Raw genomic sequence first — 16,459 nt, 5'->3', positions numbered from 1 at the left:
TAATCAAAAGGAGGCTAAATGATGTCAACGCGACCTTCGTTGGGTTTTGCCGGAATCGGCCTGATGGGCCTGCCGATGTGCCGCCGCCTGCTGGCCGCCGGTTACCCGCTGACCGTGTGGAACCGCAACCCGGCCAAGTGCGCGCCGCTGGTCGAGGCCGGCGCCCGGCAGGTGGTGACCCCCGCTGAACTCTGTGAACAGGCTGACGTGGTGATGCTGTGCCTGGCCGACACCGCGGTGGTGCACGAGGTGGTGTTCGGCCCGGCCGGCGTGGCCGAAGGGGCGAAACCCGGTCAGTTGCTGGTGGATTTTTCCAGCCTCGAACCGACGGCCACCCGTGAAATGGCGGCTGAACTGGCCGACAAGACAGGCATGGCCTGGCTCGATTCGCCGGTGTCCGGCGGGGTGGTCGGGGCCGAGGCCGGCAGCCTGGCGATCATGGTCGGCGGTGATGCAGCAGATCTTGATCGCGTACGCCCGGTATTGCTCGAACTCGGGCAGCGCGTCACGCACATGGGCGGCGTCGGCGCCGGTCAGGTGACCAAGGCCTGCAATCAGATGATCGTCGCCTGCAATGCCCTGGTGATCGCCGAAGTGGTGGCGCTGGCCGAGCAGGCCGGGGTTGATGCCAGCCTGATCGCCGAGGCGCTGGCCGGTGGTTTTGCCGATTCCAGACCGTTGCAGATTCTTGCCCCGCAAATGGCCGAAAGTCGTTTCGAACCGGTGAAGTGGCACGTGCGCACGCTGCTGAAAGATCTGGATACCGCCGTGAAGTTTTCCCGGGAAACCGGCTCGGCCACGCCGATCAGCGGATTGGCCGCACAACTGATGCGCCTGCATGGGGCGCAGGGTTTTTTGCAGAAGGATCCAGCGACACTGGTGCAAATGTACCGCGCGCCAGACTCAACGGATTGACCGCGTGCGCGTGTTTGCGCTGATTGATTTCCTCCAGCACCGGGCGCAGTTCGGCCAGTGGCACCGGGCGGCTGAGCAGGTAACCCTGAATGAAGTCGCAGCCCGAGCGCTCGAGGAATTCGTACTGCTCCAGGCTTTCGACGCCTTCGGTGACCACCTGCAAATGCAGGGTGTGCGCCATGACGATGATCGCCTGGACGATCTCCATGTCGGCGGTGGCCTTGGGAATGTCGAGGATGAACGAGCGGTCGACCTTCAGAGTGTTGAGCGGCAGGCGCTTGAGGTAGGCCAGCGACGAATAGCCGGTCCCGAAGTCGTCGATCGACAGTGACACGCCGAGGGCGCGGATCTGTCGCAACAACACCAGCGTGTTGGCGATGTTGCCCATCAAGGCGTTTTCGGTGACTTCCAGTTCCAGCCGTTCCGGGGCGACCCCGGCGCTGCGCAAGGCGTGCTCGATTTCATTGGCCAGTTCTTCCCGGGCCAGATTCAGCGGTGAGCAGTTCCAGGCGATCTTCAGTTCTGAACAGCCATGGCGCGACAGTTCGCCAAGGTCCTCACAGGCCTTGCGCAGGACCCAGTTGTCGAGCTCGGCAATCAGGCCGTTGTTTTCGGCGATGGCGATGAATCGGTCCGGGGTGAGCAGGCCGTGCACCGGATGCTGCCAGCGGATCAGCGCTTCGAGCTTGGTGACCTTGCCGGTCTTGAGTTCGAAGATCGGCTGGTAATACAACCGCAGGCCGTTCTCTTCACGCAGGGCGTGGCGCAGTTCCTCTTCCAGTTGCAGCTCAAGGCTGGCGCGGTTTTTCAGATTGGAATCGAAGAAATGCACGCCGTTGCGCCCGGCGCCTTTGGACTGGTACAGCGCCAGATCCGCGTGCTTGAGCAGTTCATCGCAGGTGGAGCCGTCCTCGGGGAACAGACTGATGCCGATACTGGTGGTCATCACCATGCGCCGACCGGCGAGTTCGATCGGCTCTTTCATCTTGAGCATGATGCGCTGGGCCAGATTGCGTGCCTCTTCGCGGTCGCGCAGACCGATCAGGATGCAGAACTCGTCGCCGCCGAATCGCGCCACCACATCTTCGTGGCTGCGCACCGAGCCCTTGATGTGCTGGGCGATGACTTTGAGCAGTTCGTCGCCGGCGTCATGGCCGAGGCTGTCGTTGATGCGTTTGAAGTGGTCGATGTCGAGGAACATCACCGCCAGCATCCCGCCTTCGCTGGATTTCTGACTGAGTTTTTCGGCGAAGATCTGATTGAAACCGCGTCGGTTGATCAGGTTGGTCAGGGCGTCGTAGTTGGCCACGTGCTGCAGCGACATGCGCGCCTGATCAAGCTGGCTGAGCAGGGCGTTGACCCGGCGCAGATCGTGTTCCTTGTTCTGCAGCTTCTTGTCGGCCAGCGCGGCGCTGATCGCGCTGCCCAGGATCAGCAACGTGATCAGTGCGACGGTGAGGCCCAGTTGCAGGTGACTGGATTGCGACGCCAGGATCGGCAATTGCCCCTCGGGCAGCACCAGTTGCAGCGCCGCCATGCCGGTGAAATGCATGCTGAGGATGCCGGCGCCGAGAATCAGCGCGGCCAGGTATTTGAGCATCTGGATGTGCAGGCCACTGCCTTCGCGCAAGTTGCCGGCGACCCACAACGCCGCGAAGCTGGCGCCGATGGCGATCACGATCGACGACAGGAACAGGGTGGGCTCGTAGTAGGCCGTGGCGGCGGATTCGATGGCGGCCATGCCGACGTAATGCATGCCGGCGATGCCGAGGCCGATGACGATGGCGGTCTTGAGGTACTGCAGCAGGTTCGGTTGGGGCGTGCTCAGGGTGTGCATCGCCAGCCAGGACGCCAGTAACGCGATCACCAGGGAAAACAGGGTCACGGGCAGGTCGTACTGGATGTCGATCGGCGCCTGGAACGCCAGCATGCTGATGAAGTGCATCGCCCAGATGCCGCCGGCCAGGCAGGTTGCGCCGATCCAGCGCCACAGGCGTTGCGAACCGGGCTCTTCGGCGTGGGCGACCCGTTCGGCCATGTCGAGGGTGGCGAAACTCGCGGCGCAGGCGACCAGGTAGGCCACCAGCACCAGCAGGGGATTGTGTGTGCAATTGAGGATGACCTGCCCGCTCTCCGGCTGCTCGGCAACAAACTGCAACCCAAGCCACTCCATAGCATGCCCCGTCTCTGAGTGCGTCCTTACTGCGTCATCAACGCAGGCGAATGGTTGCAGTATAGAGGCGGTTTTTGCCGTGCACGCGGTAGTGGCACATTGGTGCTAATGATTTCGGCATTAGCCTCATAGCGAATGGCGCTAAGCGTGCACAGGCCTGAACTCAGGCGACTTCGTTCCAGTGCGGTTGCAGCGGTGGCAGGCCGAAACGGGCCCGCGCCTTGTCGCAGTCGGTGTTCTGTTCGCCGTTTTCCCACGATGCTTCGAATTCGCGGCAGGGGCTGGAACGCTTGTCGTAGATCGTGCAGCTCACGGCTTTTCCGACTTCGCCCTCCAGCGCGGTACAGCGCGGCGCCTTGCGGTCGGTACCGATCATCGCGACCCGGCTGGGCGTGATCTGGGTGACCAGTTCATCGGGTACGGTCCCGCCGGAGGATGCGCATTCACCCCAGAAAAATGACACACGAAAATGGGAACAGCAGGCACCGCAATTCAGACACGGACTGACTTCGGACATGGGCGGGATATCAAAGGGGTTGATCGGCAGGATCCGGACGGATCCGGCGGCCATTCTAGGCTTCGCCACGGCGTTGGGAAGGGGGGCGTGAAAGTATTTTTTCATTGCCGGATTTTTCCGCAAAACCCCCGGTTTTCGGGGGATTCGAAGCATTTCAAGGGCTTACGTTTCGTTACACGGCCATGGCCCGTCATCAGGCTTGCGAATGATCACAGACAGCCCCGACGAGCGTGACTAGATTGCAGGTTCCGGGCTCGGATGCGTTGGCAGTGAAGCCCTCATAACAATAAAGAGACGGACCCATGCAGAACTCGACCCAAGCGGCGAATGCCTGGCGCATTCTGTTCCTGCTGTTCCTTGCCAACCTGTTCAACTTCTTCGACCGCACCATCCCGGCGATCATCATCGAGCCGATCCGCATGGAGTGGCACCTCAGCGACTTTCAGCTGGGGATCGTCGGCACCGCGTTCACCCTGGTCTATGCGATCGCCGGCTTACCACTGGGGCGCATGGCCGATACCGGTTCGCGCAGCAAACTGATGGGCTGGGGCCTGGCGGCCTGGAGCGCGCTGACGGCGGTCAACGGTCTGGTCGGCAGTTTCTGGAGTTTCCTGCTGGTGCGCATGGGCATCGGCATCGGTGAAGCCAGTTACGCGCCCGCCGCCAACTCGCTGATCGGCGACCTGTTCCCGGCCCATCGCCGGGCCCGGGCCATGGGCATTTTCATGCTCGGCCTGCCGCTGGGGCTGCTGCTGGCCTTCTTCACCATCGGCTGGATGGTCAAGGCTTTCGACAGCTGGCGCGCGCCGTTCTTCATCGCCGCCGTGCCGGGGCTGGTGCTGGCGGTGTTCATGTTCTTCATCAAGGAACCCAAGCGCGGCGCGGCGGAAACCGTGCAGGTGTCTCAGGAAAAAGTCGACAGGCCGATTCGTCGGGTTCTCGCCATTCCGACCTTCCTGTGGCTGGTGATGGCCGGGTTGTGCTTCAACTTTGCGACCTACGCCTGCAACTCGTTCCTGGTGCCGATGCTCCAGCGTTATTTCCTGATGCCGTTGCAGGAAGCGGCGGTGGCGACCGGGGTAATCGTCGGTGTGACCGGGCTGATCGGCCTGACCCTCGGCGGCTGGATCGCTGACAAGATCCACCAGCGGGTGGCCAACGGCCGACTGCTGTTTGCTGCGTTCAGCCTGATCATCTCGACCCTGTGTACGGCGTGGGCGCTGCATGCCGGGCGTATTGAGATCGGGGTGTTTGTCGCGGTGTTCAGTGTGGGCTGGCTGTTCGCCTACAACTTCTACACCTGCGTGTACACGGCGATTCAGGACGTGGTCGAGCCACGCCTGCGGGCTACGGCGATGGCGCTGTTCTTTGCCGGGTTGTATTTGCTCGGTGGTGGTCTGGGTCCGGTGGTGGTCGGCGGTTTGTCGGATCACTTCGCCAAGTCGGCGATGGCCTCGGCGGGCGCCGAGCAGATGACCGAAGCGTTCAAGGCCGTCGGTCTGCATGATGCGATGTACCTGATTCCGGTGGCGCTGTTCCTGACCATGGTGTTCCTGTTCCTCGCCTCGCGCTGTTTTGTGCGGGATGCCAAGCGGATGAAGGAAGGGCTGGTGGCGGTGGTTGAGCCAGAGGGTGCAGCGGTGACTGCGTAATCGCCTTCGCGAGCAAGCCCGCTCCCACATTCGACCGCATTTCCTCCTGAAGGAAACCGGCCAACTGTGGGAGCGGGCTTGCTCGCGAAGAGGCAATCAGCCGCGCAGGATAAATATCAGGCAAACAAAAAGGCCCGCATCGCTGCGGGCCTTTTCTTTTTTTGGCGATGGAGCAGGGCGGTTTAGCCCGCCACCAGCACCCGGATCGCTTCCAGTCGCAGCGCCGCTTTGTCGAGCATCGCCAAACCTTGTTCACGCTGCTTGCGCAGGGCATCCAGTTCGCTGTCGCGCACGGTCGGGTTGACCGCCTGCAACGCGGTCAGGCGTGCCAGTTCTTCGTCGGTGTCGGCTGCCAGACGGCGGCGGGCCTCGGCGACGCGCTCGGCGTGGCGCGGGGTGACCTTGTCTTCACCGGCGTTGATCCGTGGCGTCAGCTGATCGCGCTGGGCCTGGATGAACTTGTTGGCGCTGGCGCGCGGCACGCTTTCCAGTTGATCGTTGAGGGTTTCGAACGCCACGCGCGACGACAGGTCGTTGCCGTTGGCGTCGAGCAGGCAGCGCAGGGCGGCCGGCGGCAGGTAGCGGCCCAATTGCAGCGAACGCGGGGCAACCACTTCGCTGACGTAGAGCAATTCCAGCAAAACAGTGCCTGGCTTGAGCGCCTTGTTCTTGATCAGCGCAACGGCGGTGTTGCCCATCGAACCGGACAGCACCAGATCCATGCCGCCCTGCACCATCGGGTGTTCCCAGGTGATGAACTGCATGTCTTCGCGCGACAGCGCCTGGTTGCGGTCGTAGGTGATGGTCACGCCTTCGTCGTCGCCCAGCGGGAAGCTGGCGTCGAGCATCTTCTCGCTCGGCTTGAGGATCAGGGCGTTTTCCGAATGGTCTTCGCTGTCGATGCCGAAGGCGTCGAACAGGGTTTCCATGTAGATCGGCAGGGCGAACTGATCGTCCTGCTCGAGGATGGCCTCGACCAGCGCCTCACCTTCGCCGGCGCCGCCGGAGTTGAGCTCCAGCAGACGGTCGCGACCGGTGTGCAGCTCGGCTTCCAGACGTTCGCGCTCGGTGCGCGCCTCGTCGATCAGCGCTTGCCATTCGCCGTCGTCGGCCTCTTCGAGCAGCGGCAGCAGGCGCGGGCCGAACTGATGCTGCAAGGCGTTGCCGGTCGGGCAGGTGTTGAGGAACGCGTTCAGGGCTTCGTGGTACCACTGGAACAAGCGCTCTTGCGGGCTGGTTTCCAGGTACGGCACGTGCAGTTCGATGATGTGCTTCTGGCCGATCCGGTCGAGACGACCGATCCGCTGCTCCAGCAGGTCCGGGTGCGACGGCAGGTCGAACAGCACCAGGTGGTGGGCGAACTGGAAGTTGCGACCTTCACTGCCGATTTCCGAGCAGATCAACACCTGCGCGCCGAACTCTTCGTCGGCGAAGTAGGCGGCGGCGCGGTCACGCTCGAGGATGTTCATGCCTTCGTGGAACACCGTGGCCGGGATGCCGGAGCGCACGCGCAGGGCGTCTTCCAGGTCCATCGCGGTTTCGGCGTGGGCGCAGATCACCAGCACTTTGGTGCGCTTGAGCATTTTCAGCTGGTCGATCAGCCATTCGACGCGCGGGTCGAATTTCCACCAGCGTTCTTCTTCGCTGGCGTCCGGCTGGGCCTGGAAGCTGACTTCCGGGTACAGCTCGGCGTGTTCGCCCAGGGGCAGTTCGAGGTATTCGTCCGGGCACGGCAGCGGGTACGGGTGCAGCTTGCGCTCCGGGAAGCCCTGCACGGCGGCGCGGGTATTACGGAACAGCACGCGGCCGGTGCCGTGGCGGTCGAGCAGTTCACGCACGAGGCGGGCGCTGGCTTCGGTGTCGCCATCGTTGACGGCGGTGAGCAGGGCTTCACCTTCGTTGCCGAGGAAACCGTGGATGGTCTTGTGCGCGGCCGGCGACAGGCGACCCTTGTCCAGCAGTTCCTGAACGGCTTCGGCCACCGGGCGATAGTTTTCGCTCTCGGCACGGAAGGCGGCCAGGTCATGGAAACGGTTCGGGTCAAGCAGGCGCAGACGGGCGAAGTGGCTGTCCTGGCCGAGTTGTTCAGGGGTGGCGGTGAGCAGCAGCACGCCGGGAATGACCTCGGCCAGCTGTTCCACCAGCGAGTATTCCGGGCTGACTTTGTCTTCGTGCCACACCAGATGGTGGGCTTCATCGACCACCATCAGGTCCCAGCCGGCAGCGAACAGTGCGTCCTGAGCCTTCTCATCGTCGACCAGCCACTCCAGCGCCACCAGGGCCAGTTGGGTGTCTTCGAACGGGTTGGTGGCATCGCTTTCGATGAAACGTTCTTCGTCGAATAGCGCGACCTGCAGGTTGAAGCGGCGGCGCATTTCCACCAGCCATTGGTGCTGGAGGTTTTCAGGCACCAGGATCAGTACGCGGTTGGCGCGGCCCGACAGCAACTGACGATGGATCACCAGACCGGCTTCGATGGTCTTGCCCAGACCCACTTCGTCCGCCAGCAATACCCGCGGCGCGATGCGGTCGGCGACTTCACGGGCAATGTGCAGTTGGTGGGCGATCGGTTGTGCGCGCACGCCGCCCAGGCCCCAGAGCGAAGACTGCAACTGGCGGCTGGTGTGTTCCAGGGTGTGGTAACGCAGGGAGAACCACGCCAGCGGGTCGATCTGGCCGGCGAACAGACGGTCGCTGGCCAGACGGAACTGAATGAAGTTCGACAGCTGGGTTTCCGGCAGGGTGACCGCTTCGTTCTGCGCGTTGAGGCCGTGGTAGACCATCAGGCCGTCGACGTCGTCGACTTGCTGGACGGTCATTTTCCAGCCTTCGAAGTGAGTGATCGAATCGCCCGGCGAGAACCGCACGCGGGTGAGGGGCGCATTCCGTAGCGCGTACTGGCGAGTCTCGCCAGTGGCCGGGTAAAGCACGGTCAACAAGCGGCCGTCCTGTGCCAGAACGGTGCCTAAACCAAGCTCTGCTTCGCTGTCACTGATCCAGCGTTGCCCCGGTTGATACTGCTGCGCCATGCTGCCTGACTCCCACCTTGAAAAAGCGGGCTATCTTAACGGAATGAGGGCCCGAGGCCAAAGGATAAGGAGCGGTGACGAGCTTTTGGCTGCACGCTGCAAGTAAGGCAGATGTGGTCATCTGTCAGTTTTACGCAGGGCCGGGGCACCTGTGAGTGCCAACCCGGTCACAAGTTTGCGACAGATGGTTCAAGGCAACCTCGCCCCAGCCGATAGCTTGCTGACAGGAGACCCTTCATATGCTGCCACCGATGCTCCCCCTGAGCGCCGTGCCGATCACCTCCCAGCAGGATCCGATCCGCCAGCGACCGGATATTCCCCCTGTGGTGCCGGTGCAGGAAAGCTCAAACGAAAGCACCATCGACCTGCAAAAGCGCGACCCGGAAGAAGACGGCTATCTGCTGCGTGAAGAGCAGCGCCGCCAGCAGGAACGTGATCGCCGGCGCCGCGAAGCCGACGACGACCCTGAAGCGCACCTCGCCGTGCCCGGCACCGAACTCAATGCCGACAACACTGTGCCGGTGGCGCCGCTGATGGACGATCAGCCGCGTCAGGGGCTTTGGGTCGACATCGAAATCTGAGGCCGGGCGGCCAGCTGTGTCAGGTTTTCCAGCAACACGTCGATTTCTTCTTGTGTGTTCAAGTAGCTCACCGCCACCCGCGCAATATTTGTCAGCCCGCGCGCCTGCATGTCCAGCGGCGTGTAGGCCACGCCATTGGCGCCGATGTTGATTCGTCGTCCGGCCAACGTCTGCTTCAGCGCCACGCTGTCCCAGCCCTCAAGCGTGAAGGCGATCAGCCCGGATTGTTGATTGGCCGCGCCGAGATTCCGCAGTGTCAGACCGGGAATCGCCTTCAGGCGTTGGCGCAATCCGCTGCTCAGTTGTTCGATGCGCTGGCGGACGGGGATCGAGCCGAGGCGGTTGTACTCCTCCAGCGCATTGGCCAGACCGGCCAGCAGGGCCAGCGATACCTCGCTGGTTTCAAAGCGGCGGGCGTCGTCACGCAGGGTAAAGCGCTTGCCGTCCCACGGCGCCGACAGTACATCGCGTTGCACGGGGAGCAGCCGTTGCAGGAATTGCGGCCGGATGTACATCAACGCCGTGCCGCGCGGCCCGCGCAGAAACTTGCGTCCGGCACCCTTGAGCACGTCGCACTGCAAGGCCTGAACATCGCAGGGCAACTGTCCCAGTGCCTGGCCGGCGTCGATGAAATAAGGGATGCCGTGGCGCCGCGCGACATTGCCGATCTGCGCGGCGGGGTTGATCAGACCGCCGTTGGCCGGCAGCCAGGTCAGGGCGATCAGACGTACCTGGCCGTCGATCATCTGCGCCAGGGCTTGCGGATCGACCGCACCTTTGGCATCGCAAGGAATCACTTCGAGCCGCGCGCCGGCCTTCACCGCTTCGGCCATGCACGCCAGGTTGCCGGCCCATTCATGGCGACCCACTAGAATCCGTTCGCCGGGCTGCCACGGCCCCAGCGCGTTGAACGCCTGGCTCCAGGCTGCCGAGCCGCTGCTGGCGAAGGCGATGTCTTCGGGCTGGGCGTTGAGCAGGGCGGCGGCCGCGTTGCGCGCGCGTTCCTGTACCCGGTTGTCCGCCGCCTCCATCGGCCCGCCGAGCGCTTCGCGTTGCAACTGTTCGATTACCGCGTCGAGGGTCGCCTGACTCGGCAGCGAAGCGCCGGCGTGGTTGAAGTGGATCACCTGGGCGCAGCCGGGCGTGGCGGCGCGCAGACGCAAGATGTCGTCGATGTTCACGGCTTGAGCTCGAAGATCGCGTCGATTTCCACCGCGACGCCGGCCGGCAGGCTCGCCACGCCGACCGCGGTGCGCACGTGTCGGCCCTTGTCGCCGAGGGCGTTGACCAGCAGGTTCGACGCCCCGTTGGCGACGACGCCCTGAGCCTTGAAGTCCGACGTGGCGGCCACGAAAACCCCGAGGCGCAGGATGCGCACCAGTTTCGACAGGTCATCGCCCAGCGCATGGCTCAACTGGGCGAGCAGGCCCAAGGCAGCCAGTTCAGCGGCGTTAACCCCTTCTTCGTCGGAAATTGCTTCGCCCAGTCGCCCGATGAACGCAGGTTTGCCGTCGAGCAATGGAATCTGCCCGGAGATGAACAACTGGTTCTGGCTGACCACATGGTTGACGTAATTGGCGATCGGCTGGCTCGGCTCGGGCAGGCGCAGGCCGAGTTGTTGAACGCGTTGGCTGAGGGAATCGGTCATGGGAAGTCCTCCTGAGTGAGGGCTTCAGCATGTTGGTGCGAGCGAAGGGCGACAAACGGATAGATTTAATCTGACGCATCCAAAAAACTCATGCGTTCGCGGTTTCCTCCAGCCACTCGCAGAAACTCTGCGCCGCCGGCGTGGGCGGGCGTTGCGGCGTGACCAGCCAATAACCGATCTCGCCGAGCATCGGCGGCGTGTCGAAGGCTGGCACCAGCGCGCCTTCCTTGATTCGCCGTTCGATCATTCGCTGGCGGCCCATGGCAATGCCCTGGCCGGCGACGGCCGCTTCGACGACGATGTTGTAGTCGTGCAGCATGACGCTGGGCACATGAGCCAGATCGATGCCGCTGTGTTGCTGCCAGTCGATCCATTCGAATGGCTGGTGCGACTTGGCCATCAGCAACGGTCCGTTGGTCACGCCCCTGGCCTTGAATGCCGGGCTGCACACCGGCGTCAGGGTCTCGCCCATGAACCGGCGGGCCTGGACTTTCGGCCAGCCGCCCTTGCCGTAGCGGATCGCCAGATCCACCTCGCCGGCGTCGACATCCGCCAGTTGTACGGCGGGCAGCAGTTCGACGTGGATGTTCGGGTATGTTGCGTTGAAATCCGCCAGACGCGGCGCCAGCCACAAGGTGGCGAAGGAGGCGAGCAGACCGATGCGCAGGGTGGTGGAGCGCTCGCCGCGCAGGTCGTGGGTGGCGGCGGCAATCGCGGCGAGGGCCGGTTCGATCTGCCGGTAGTAATGTTCGCCGGCGACCGTCAGATCGATCGCCCGGGTGCGGCGCACGAACAGTCGCTGATCGAGGAATTCTTCGAGTTTGTGCACCTGATGGCTGATCGCGCTTTGGGTCACCGACAGCTCATCGGCAGCCTTGATGAAACTCAAATGACGGGCCACGGCCTCAAAGGCACGCAAGGCCATCAGCGGTGGCAGGTCCTGATGCAGGGGCACGGCGCAGATCCTTCGGGTTCAGGGCGAGGCGCCGATTGTGCAAGCAAATCCGGTGGGCGGTACATGAAATGTTGTAGAGGGTTCAGGCGAGTGGCTGGTCAGCGTTCGCGCCAGGCCGCATTATTGGCGCAGTCCTGCCGTTGAAGCGGCAGTTGTGATTCAGTCCAAGCGATGCACCGAACGCCATGAGCCAAGACGACAAGCTGATCGACCTCAACACCGAACGCGCCAAGCGGGTTCATGACCTCAACGAGAAGCGCCTGAATGAAGTGCGCCAGGCTTTCGAGCAGGCCATGCCGTTGGGTAAACCGAAGAAAAAGCCGAAAAACAAACCGAAAAAGCGTTGATCTCCCCTGCATCTGTTGATGCAGGTCAGTTATTTCCCTTCCTTTCCTCCTCTCTGTGACCGGCATTGATCCCGGTCAATTCCTGCGCCTGCCTGATTGGTTAACTTAGTTCCATCGCAGCAAAGCAGGGGCCAGGAGGCCAGTCATGTTTTTCGATAACGTGGTGTTTGCCGGGGTCCTGACTGTGGGGCTGATGGTTCTGTTTTTTGCAGGGTTTGGATTTTTTATCTGGAAGGATGCGAACAAGCGCAAGAAGCCTTGATTCTTCTGGATTTGATGAGCACGCAAGGCATTTTGGGCAACTTCGGTTGCCCTTTTTTTTGTGTATTGGCGGCCGTTGGGCCGACCAAGTTGTGGTCCGTTTTGGGTGAATATCCGTTTTTTTGGTAACGGCTTCCTATGGTTCCGCCCTTACGGCGGCTCACTTTTTCAAACGCCAAAAAGTAAGCAAAAGGCTTGGCCCCTGCGTTCGGCGCCTCGCTGAGGCTCGGCGTTCCTTCGTTCCGGGATTCATCCGGGGGCATCGCCTACGGTTTGCTTCGCTGCACCTCCTCTCGATGCATGCGGCTGCGCCGCACGGTCGCTGCGCTCCCACCCCCGGATAAATCCCTCCACTCAGCCTTCCGATGGGGCCAGCACGTCAAAAGCGGTTCTCGAGCTAACGCTCATCGTGTTGAGTGGTGGAAGCAAAGGCAAAGGCAAAGGCAAAGGCAAAGGCAAAGGCAGGCTTGAGATGTTTGCTTTTTAAGGTCTGAGTACAACTCGGTATGTCACGTCGGCGTACCTCTCCCAAACAACTCGGTCAGTCCCCTCTCCCTCTGGGCGGTCCGACGTTTCGGGAGGGTTAGGGTGAGGGCGCTTTTGATGTTGATTGTTCCCACGCTCTGTGTCCCATTTCTGAAGGCAACAAAAAAGGCGTGATCCTTTCGAATCACGCCTTCTTCACTACATCAATCTATCAGCTACCCAGCGCCTTCGACGCCAGCCAGAACAGGCCGGCCGACAGGGCCACGGTGGCCGGTAGGGTCAGGACCCAGGCCAGCAGGATGGTTTTCACCGTGCCGCCTTGCAGGCCGCTTTTGTTGGCGACCATGGTGCCGGCCACGCCCGAGGAGAGGACGTGGGTGGTGGACACCGGCAGGCTGAAGATGTTGGCCATGCCGATCAGGCTGGCGGTGGTGATCTGGGCCGACATGCCTTGCGAGTAGGTCATGCCTTGCTTGCCGATCTTCTCGCCGATGGTCAGTACCACGCGTTTCCAGCCGACCATGGTGCCCAGGCCCAGGGCCAGCGCTACCGCCAGAATGACCCAGAACGGGGCGTATTCGGTGGTGGTGGTCAGGTCTTTGCGCAGTTTGTCCAGGTCGGCTTTTTCACGAGCGGCGAGGCCTGGCAGTTTGCTGACTTTCTTCGCAGTGTCGTCCAGGCAGAGCAGGTAACGACGCACTTCGATGCGGCTTTCCGCGGACAGCGAGTGGTAGTCGGCTACACCTTTGAGGGTGTCGAGCAGGGCGGCGATGGTCGGTTCGGTCTGTTGCGGGTTGCAACGGAATTTCTCCGGCAGGTCGCCTTCCACGCTTTTGCCCAGGGCCAGGAATTCACCCAGGGTGTCGGCGTTGCGCTTGTAGAACTGGCTCAGGTGCAGGGTCGCGTCGCGGGTACGTTCGATCTGGTAGGTGGTGCTATTCAGGTCGAGTACGAACTGCGCAGGCACGATACCGATCAGTACCAGCATGATCAGGCCGATGCCTTTCTGGCCGTCGTTGGAGCCGTGCACGAAGCTTACGGCCATGGCCGAGATTACCAGGACCAGGCGGTTCCAGAACGGTGGGTGCTTCTTGTCGTCGATCTTGCGGCGCTGTTCCGGCGTCTTGTGCATCTTCGACAGCGGACGCCACCACTTCAAGCCGATCAGCACCAGCGCGGCGATCAGGAAGCCTGCCATTGGCGAGAACACCAGCGAGGCACCGATATCGATCGCTTTCTGCCAGTTGACGCCGTCAGCCAGTGGAATTTCGTTGATCAGGGCGTTGGCCAGGCCGACACCGAGGATCGAACCGATCAGGGTGTGCGAACTGGAGGCCGGGATACCGAAGTACCAGGTGCCCAGGTTCCAGGCGATCGCGGCGGCGAGCAGCGAGAACACCATTGCCAGACCATGGCCGGTGTTCACGTTGATCAACAGTTCTACCGGCAGCAGGTGCACGATGGCATACGCCACGCCAACGCCGCCCAGCAGTACGCCGAGGAAGTTGAACACGCCCGAGAAGAACACCGCCAAGTGAGGCGGCATCGCTTTGGTGTAGATAACAGTGGCTACCGCGTTAGCGGTGTCATGAAATCCATTGATGAACTCGAAGGCGAGGACAAATGTCAGGGCGAGCAGGAGGCTCACAAGCACCCAGGCATCCAGTCCGCTGAATAAATCGATCATGAAGGTTTTCTGACCCGGTCATAAGGGGGCGCGATTATGCCAGAAAAGACTGGAAATCGATCCCCTACCTGCTCATCGGTAACATTCTTCAACGAATTAATTTGTATCAGGGGGCATTACCCAAGCTTTTTGCAGGGATTTTCAAGCCTTTGATTCTATTGGGAAAAATGCGAGGAGTCGGCGGATTGGCCGGTTGTCGGGAGGGGGCTGAAACTTGTATGAAATATCTGAGAAACGCGTCTGACATGCTCCCAGCCTGTGCAATACAGGGGGACTTGGCCGCTGCCCGCGGGTAGCGGGCGCGCAAGGCATCGTCAGCCCACCGTGCTTGTAACCCGGTGAGTACGCTTACCCTCGAAAGATGCAAAGGACGTCGTCAAGGCTCTTCGGCTTTGAGTTCCTCTTCCATTTTTTTCAGTTCTTGCTGGAAGACCTGATCCTGAACGGTAGGGCGTTTACGCCAGGCTTTGCGTTCCGGTTCGGGCTGGGCGGCGTAGGTGGTGACTTCCCCGCCGTAAACTTCCTTGTAACGTTGTTCCTGGCGCTCAAGTTCCGCGCGCAGTTCGTCTTTCGTCACAGTGCTACCTGTATGAGTTGAGAAAAATGTCTGGTGAACGCACTGCACGAATCATTTAACCGAATCGCCAACAAGGACTTGCCTGTAAAGGCAGCGGTGTTGTCGGGAAGACGGTCAAGACTTCCATGTTGCAGGCGGCTACGGCACCAGATTAAAACTGACGCAGCATCAGTTTCCTGTTTCAGCGAGCGCGCTGGCGGTGCATGAGTAATGAGCGTCAGGCGCTGGCCGGGGCCGGCGGCGATGGACATCGCGCCAGCGGGTGGCACCGTCGGCAAATAAAAGCGCGGTGTCACTGAGGTGCATTATAGCGGCCGAATCGGGATTGACTATCTTTGCCAAGTTAAAAACGGTTCCGGATGTGTGATTGTTTTGTGACGTGCAACTTTCATCAATAGTTGCATCGCCGTTGCGCAGTGTTTGATTTCTGGCGCCATTTAGTCGGACAACTAAGGCGCTTAAACCGCACCGGCGTTCCAAGTTCAAATCTGTTGCGCACAACCCAAACGAGGAGGTGAGGGCGATTGCGATTATCGGTCGACGGTTCGATAATCGCCCGGTGTTGGCGGTGTGTCGCTTGTGTATCTGCCGACGAGCCGCTTGTATAGCCGTTGATCCGAACAAGAAAAAAAGGACCTGACATGAACGATCAAATGCGCAATTCCTTCACCTCGGTAGCGCCGCCGATCGTCGCTTCGCCGGCCAAGCGTATCCAGGCCCTGACCGGTGATCCGGATTTCATGACCTCCCTGGCCCGTGGCCTGGCGGTGGTGCAGGCGTTTCAGGAGCGCAAGCGCCACCTGACCATCGCCCAGATCAGCCACCGCACGGAAATTCCCCGCGCCGCTGTGCGCCGTTGCCTGCACACACTGATCAAGCTCGGCTACGCCACCACCGATGGGCGCACTTATTCGCTTCTGCCGAAAGTGCTGACCCTCGGTCACGCCTATCTGTCGTCGACGCCGCTGGCGGTCTCGGCCCAGCCGTACCTCGACCGCATGAGCGAGCAACTGCACGAGGCCTGCAACATGGCCACGCTGGAAGGCGACGACATTCTCTACATTGCCCGTTCGGCCACCACCCAGCGTCTGATTTCGGTGGACCTGTCGGTGGGCGGGCGCTTGCCGGCGTACTGCACGTCTATGGGGCGAATCCTGCTGGCGGCGCTGGACGACACCTCGCTGCGCGAATATCTCGACCACGCCGAACTGGTGGCCAAGACCAGCCGCACGATTCACACCCCCGACGCCTTGCTCGAATGTCTGCAGGAAGTCCGGCAGCAGGGCTGGTGCATCGTCGATCAGGAACTGGAACAAGGTCTGCGTTCGATTGCCGTGCCGGTGTATGACGCGTCCGGCCAGGTGGTGGCCGCGCTCAATGTCAGCACCCACGCCGGTCGGGTCAGTCGTACCGAGCTCGAGCAGCGCTTTCTGCCGGGCCTGTTGAGCGCCAGTCGCGACCTCAGTGCGCAGTTGTTCGCCTGATTAAGCTGTTCGATAAACGCACAGAGTTGCGTTTATCGAATTGACGCTAAAACCCCCGGATCATTAATGTCGCGGCAGCGTCATCCGGCACGAATGTGAATGAGCCCGCCGGATCGTCGACTCCCATAATAATGACAAGAGGCAACT

14 protein-coding genes are annotated in these 16,459 nt (G+C 61.7%); 6 read left to right on the top strand and 8 right to left on the bottom strand.

Going from position 1 to position 16,459, the window contains the following annotated elements:
* The first annotated feature begins 18 nt into the window (after positions 1-18).
* The gene (locus L6D74_RS20465; RefSeq protein ID WP_197868657.1) at positions 19-915 is read left to right on the top strand and encodes an NAD(P)-dependent oxidoreductase; all 897 of its coding nucleotides are present in this window, start codon (positions 19-21) and stop codon (positions 913-915) included.
* Here the strand turns inward: L6D74_RS20465 and L6D74_RS20460 are convergent.
* Complete coding sequence (locus L6D74_RS20460; RefSeq protein ID WP_236190177.1) at positions 806-3,088, bottom strand: putative bifunctional diguanylate cyclase/phosphodiesterase; 2,283 nt, start codon at positions 3,086-3,088, stop codon at positions 806-808. The two genes, L6D74_RS20465 and L6D74_RS20460, sit on opposite strands and share 110 nt — an antisense overlap.
* Positions 3,089-3,251: 163 nt before the next feature.
* On the bottom strand, positions 3,252-3,605 hold the full coding sequence (locus tag L6D74_RS20455) for a YkgJ family cysteine cluster protein (protein WP_064382949.1): 354 nt from the start codon (positions 3,603-3,605) through the stop codon (positions 3,252-3,254).
* Positions 3,606-3,907: 302 nt separating this feature from the next.
* Here L6D74_RS20455 and L6D74_RS20450 point away from each other — a divergent pair, with 302 nt between their 5' ends.
* Positions 3,908-5,257 (top strand): spinster family MFS transporter, encoded by a 1,350-nt coding sequence (locus L6D74_RS20450; RefSeq protein ID WP_236190176.1) that lies wholly within the window; start codon positions 3,908-3,910, stop codon positions 5,255-5,257.
* A gap of 182 nt (positions 5,258-5,439) precedes the next feature.
* Here the strand turns inward: L6D74_RS20450 and rapA are convergent, their stop codons facing one another.
* Positions 5,440-8,286 carry an RNA polymerase-associated protein RapA gene (rapA, locus tag L6D74_RS20445; protein WP_085748196.1) on the bottom strand — a complete coding sequence of 949 codons (2,847 nt, stop codon included), beginning with the start codon at positions 8,284-8,286 and terminating at the stop codon, positions 5,440-5,442.
* Between the two features lie 239 nt (positions 8,287-8,525).
* Between rapA and L6D74_RS20440 the strand changes: the two genes are divergently transcribed.
* Positions 8,526-8,867 (top strand): aspartate-semialdehyde dehydrogenase, encoded by a 342-nt coding sequence (locus L6D74_RS20440; protein ID WP_074691426.1) that lies wholly within the window; start codon positions 8,526-8,528, stop codon positions 8,865-8,867.
* On the opposite strand, the gene L6D74_RS20435 is transcribed toward L6D74_RS20440, so the two are convergent.
* From L6D74_RS20435 to L6D74_RS20425, 3 genes are all read right to left on the bottom strand, one after another.
* Positions 8,837-10,048, bottom strand: a complete 1,212-nt coding sequence (locus tag L6D74_RS20435) for an aminotransferase class V-fold PLP-dependent enzyme (protein WP_236190174.1) — start codon at positions 10,046-10,048, stop codon at positions 8,837-8,839. The two genes, L6D74_RS20440 and L6D74_RS20435, sit on opposite strands and share 31 nt — an antisense overlap.
* Positions 10,045-10,515, bottom strand: coding sequence for a RidA family protein (locus L6D74_RS20430; RefSeq protein WP_236190173.1), 471 nt, complete (start codon positions 10,513-10,515; stop codon positions 10,045-10,047). The genes L6D74_RS20435 and L6D74_RS20430 overlap by 4 nt, the downstream gene beginning before the upstream one ends.
* 88 nt (positions 10,516-10,603) lie before the next feature.
* A complete protein-coding gene (locus tag L6D74_RS20425; RefSeq protein WP_236190171.1) occupies positions 10,604-11,470 on the bottom strand; it encodes a LysR substrate-binding domain-containing protein in 867 nt (288 codons plus the stop codon).
* Positions 11,471-11,655: 185 nt separating this feature from the next.
* Here L6D74_RS20425 and L6D74_RS20420 point away from each other — a divergent pair, with 185 nt between their 5' ends.
* Together L6D74_RS20420 and ccoM are read left to right on the top strand one after the other, a co-directional pair.
* Positions 11,656-11,817, top strand: a complete 162-nt coding sequence (locus L6D74_RS20420; RefSeq protein WP_007959203.1) for a hypothetical protein — start codon at positions 11,656-11,658, stop codon at positions 11,815-11,817.
* 145 nt (positions 11,818-11,962) lie between these two features.
* Positions 11,963-12,079 (top strand): cytochrome c oxidase subunit CcoM, encoded by a 117-nt coding sequence (ccoM, locus tag L6D74_RS30000; RefSeq protein WP_007959205.1) that lies wholly within the window; start codon positions 11,963-11,965, stop codon positions 12,077-12,079.
* A gap of 696 nt (positions 12,080-12,775) precedes the next feature.
* On the opposite strand, the gene L6D74_RS20415 is transcribed toward ccoM, so the two are convergent.
* Positions 12,776-14,251 (bottom strand): inorganic phosphate transporter, encoded by a 1,476-nt coding sequence (locus L6D74_RS20415; RefSeq protein ID WP_011332813.1) that lies wholly within the window; start codon positions 14,249-14,251, stop codon positions 12,776-12,778.
* A 376-nt stretch (positions 14,252-14,627) separates the two neighbouring features.
* Positions 14,628-14,828 (bottom strand): hypothetical protein, encoded by a 201-nt coding sequence (locus L6D74_RS20410; RefSeq protein WP_007957826.1) that lies wholly within the window; start codon positions 14,826-14,828, stop codon positions 14,628-14,630.
* A 641-nt stretch (positions 14,829-15,469) separates the two neighbouring features.
* On the opposite strand from L6D74_RS20410, the gene pcaR reads away from it, so the two are divergent.
* Positions 15,470-16,312: a pca regulon transcriptional regulator PcaR gene (pcaR, locus tag L6D74_RS20405; RefSeq protein ID WP_007917109.1), complete on the top strand. Its 843-nt coding sequence runs from the start codon at positions 15,470-15,472 to the stop codon at positions 16,310-16,312.
* The last annotated feature ends 147 nt before the right edge of the window (positions 16,313-16,459 follow it).

Source organism: Pseudomonas pharyngis (assembly GCF_021602345.1).
GTDB classification, from domain to species: Bacteria; Pseudomonadota; Gammaproteobacteria; order Pseudomonadales; family Pseudomonadaceae; genus Aquipseudomonas; species Aquipseudomonas pharyngis.
Note: the sequence above shows the minus strand (reverse complement) of the source record. Positions and strands in the feature narration are given on the sequence as shown.